This window comes from Aquimarina sp. RZ0 (assembly GCF_008370685.1).
Classification (GTDB): Bacteria; Bacteroidota; Bacteroidia; order Flavobacteriales; family Flavobacteriaceae; genus Aquimarina.
The window spans coordinates 1-3,572 of the sequence record NZ_VTZU01000155.1; the positions used below are offsets into that span (position 1 = coordinate 1).

Genomic DNA, 3,572 nt, shown 5'->3' on the forward strand with positions numbered 1-3,572 from the left:
TTTTCCTTTCTACTTCGTTTAAAAAATAAACCGTAGCTATAGCTATGCTTGATTTTTTTGCCTTGCATAAAGAAAAAATAATTCAATGAATTTATACGAATTTTTTAATCACAAATCGTATAACTATATTCATTGCACTAGTTGCAGGAGAGATTAAATGACTCCAGGCATATCACTTATCAAATAATGGTTCTAAAACGACATTTGGCTTTAAGTAAACTTGTGTTGTATCCATATTTTTGTATTCTTATTTTTTATTATATTTTTTTGAGTATCAATTCAATTTTAAACTTTTTTGATTATTATATGCATTTTCGCTACTAATTAGCTAACTACTAAATTGGCATACGATTCTTTAAATACATTGAGGTATTTCAAATTTTCATATACTCTATCTGATTTTGGGCCAAAATCTAATAAACATGCAATCTCATCTACTCCAGCTTCTTCTGTTTCCCTAACCATCTTCATGCAAGATTCGGGACTACCAATCAATCCTTTGGTATTGGCAAACCTTTCATAAAGGAAATTTAAAAATTCGTCCAAATCCTCTTCTGTTAAATCGTCAAATGAAAAATTACTCCCTCTATTGTATGCCATCCCTTCAAAAATTTTCTTATTGCTTTTTAGGAAGTTACAATAGGGTATTCTTGCTTCTTCTTTGATCGCTTCATCATCTGGACCAATAAATGTGTGTAACATTAAAGAGATTTTACCTGTTTTTGGATCAAAACCATTTTCTAACCTCGCCTGTCGATATATTTTTATTTTCTCAGTCAAATCTTCTATTGTTTGATCTAATAATGATGTTAGAATATTAAACCCGAGTTTTCCTGCATTTTTGAAGCTATCAAGGTTTCCGCTAACCGTGATATAAAAAGGTATCTCTTTTTGAACTGTTGAAGGATAAATGCGTATTGATGCTTTTTTTTCATTACCACTAAGCCTTTCTATATACTCTCCTTTCCAGAGCTTTTTAACGACCTCTATTCCTTCATACATTACTTGATGCTTATTTTTATAATTTTCAGGAAAAAAAACAAAGTCATTAGGATTCCAGCCAGAAGCAAGTGATAATCCTATTCTTCCATTTGATAAATTATCAACCATTGCCCATTCTTCGGCAACACGAATTGGATCATGAAGCCCCATGACAACACTACCGCTATTCAGTCGAATCCTTTTGGTAATACCCGCCAAAGCAGCATGTACTATTGCTGGGTTGCTGTATAGCCCTCCAAACTTGGTAAAATGTCGTTCTGGAATCCAAATTGATGAAAAGTTATTTCTGTCACCATAGATTGCACTTTTTTTTACTAAGTCATATATATTTCCTGACAAAGAATCTTCACTACTAGAGAAGAACATTATTCCAAAATCCATAAGTATTATCTGTTTTTATTAAATTTTAAACTGTAAAATTTTTGATTTCTATTGGTCTGCGTATTCTTAATTATTAGTCATGTCCTTTACAAAGATGTAATACCAAATCATAGATCCAGTAATGAGCATATTTAAACCAGAACTGTTATGATGACTTAATACTCTTAATTAAACTCGGATACAGAAGAACTTGGTAATGAAGTTCAAAACTGTAATAAGCACTACCGTTTTCTTGTTTTCTGCATCGCATCTCGTGGCTCATTAAGCTAGCTATAATGAAAATTCACACCATTCTTTTTGTATTTAGATATCACAAAATAAAAGTTGTAAAAAAAGAAGTGAAAAAAGAAATCCCATTATCATTATATTTTTTTAGATATTTAAAGTAGTATGATGTAAACCTAAAGACTATGCGAACACAAAAATGTAATGAATCTCTAGTCTTTTCAGTAGCTTGAGTTATAATAAACTTTCTACTGTATAAACAAGGTCTAATTCTTCTAGAATACGTCAGAAGGAGTAGCTTCTTTTATCTTCGTATCTTTTTTTGGACTTTTTTCGTGTTTCTTATGTTTTTGTTCTTTTATTTCAGTTTTAAATAATGTATCTAATAATTTTATGGATTCACTTCTACTAAATAAAAATGAAACTACTATTAAGAAAACCCCTGATATTATAAATACCATCATGATAGATATCGTAACACCAGTGCCCGGAAAATGAGTAAGCTGTTCTTCTGAAAAATATTTTAATAGCTCTTTTAAATAATCCACTAAGAACCCAGAAAACAAAAAAGATAAAGGAGCTGCTCCTCCAACAATCAGACCTTCAAAACCTGATAATCGCCCTAACATCTTTGCAGGAACAACCGTTTGAAAAAAAGCATCATTTACAACTTCAATAACCGTAAACAATAATACTATACTCATCCCTCCTAATGCCAAAACATACGGATTAACATCAATCCAGAGACAAGAAAGAATACCTCCTATGATACTATTTATAAAGAGAATCGTTCGGATAGGTTTCTTAAAACTTTTTGTACTACTCATAACCACTCCTCCAATCACTGCACCTATACTAACTACAGATAACACAGCTCCTAATACATATTCATTAGAAAAATCTAAAATTAAAGGAGTAAATAATACTTGCACAAGACCAACTAAAAAATTGCCTATGAAGAAAAAGATAAATAAACGTAAAATACCTTTTCTCTTTTGCAAAAAACTTTTTACCACCTTCAAATCATTTCGCATGCTAAATTGTTCCTCAGAGTTTGGTACTACAACAAAACGTACAATCAAAAAAGCAATTATTGATACTAAAAATGTGACTGCATCTATAAAAAATATACTGCTCAGACCTATCAACTTATACAAAACCGGTGCTAGAATAGGAACTCCCATTCCAATAGCTGCATAAATCGAAGTAGATATCCCCTGAGCTTTCATTAACTTATCTTTAGAAACCAATGCAGTTGTAGCAACATAAAAAGCACTATAAACAACCATGCTTGCTATAGAACCTATCCCCGAAATAGTCATAATATGCCACGGAAGTAATACTCCACTAAAATGAAGAAGCATTAATAGTATACTACCAATACCCGCGACTAATTGACCATAGATAATCATTTTCTTTTTACTCCAACGATCTACAAAACTGCCTATAAAAGGAGCTAAAAAGACTCCTGGAGCTGCCTCAAAAAACCAAATAATAGCATATGATTTAATTGTATTCCCTGGTTGATCAAGCACCCATATACTTAAGGCAAAATCAGTGAGATCAGTACCCAATAATGAGATCATTATTAGCACGGTATATAAAAAATATTTTTTCATTTATGTACTCTTATTTCTTTATTTGATAAACACAGGGTGAATTTCCTGTTAAGGGTATTCTTTATTGAGTTTGGATTTATGAATTAAAACTTCCCTAACTATAGCAGTTTTAGCTATCATAACATAAATAGTGTAATATTCTATTTTAGAAGATAGCAGAAACTACAATAGTTCATTAAGCCTCGTTTATGCTTTTGAGATGGGTCAAATACTTTGTAATACGGTTTACGGTTTTTTATTTGGCATAAAAAGCATCTAAGTAATGTTTATTTCCGACAATAGATTTTATTGTTTTCTGGCTCATATTTTCGACAAACTTTTTTAACCAATCTTTTAGTTCTTGTA

At 31.1% G+C, this 3,572-nt stretch carries 2 protein-coding genes; both read right to left on the reverse strand.

Annotation, left to right across the window (positions count from 1 at the left end; all coding sequences use genetic code 11):
• Positions 1 to 324: 324 nt before the first annotated feature.
• Entirely contained in the window at positions 325 to 1,383 is a 1,059-nt protein-coding gene (locus F0000_RS26635; RefSeq protein WP_149627742.1) for a MupA/Atu3671 family FMN-dependent luciferase-like monooxygenase, read from the reverse strand.
• A gap of 500 nt (positions 1,384 to 1,883) precedes the next feature.
• The gene (locus F0000_RS26640) at positions 1,884 to 3,227 is read right to left on the reverse strand and encodes an MFS transporter (protein ID WP_149627743.1); all 1,344 of its coding nucleotides are present in this window, start codon (positions 3,225 to 3,227) and stop codon (positions 1,884 to 1,886) included.
• Between the last annotated feature and the right edge of the window lie 345 nt (positions 3,228 to 3,572).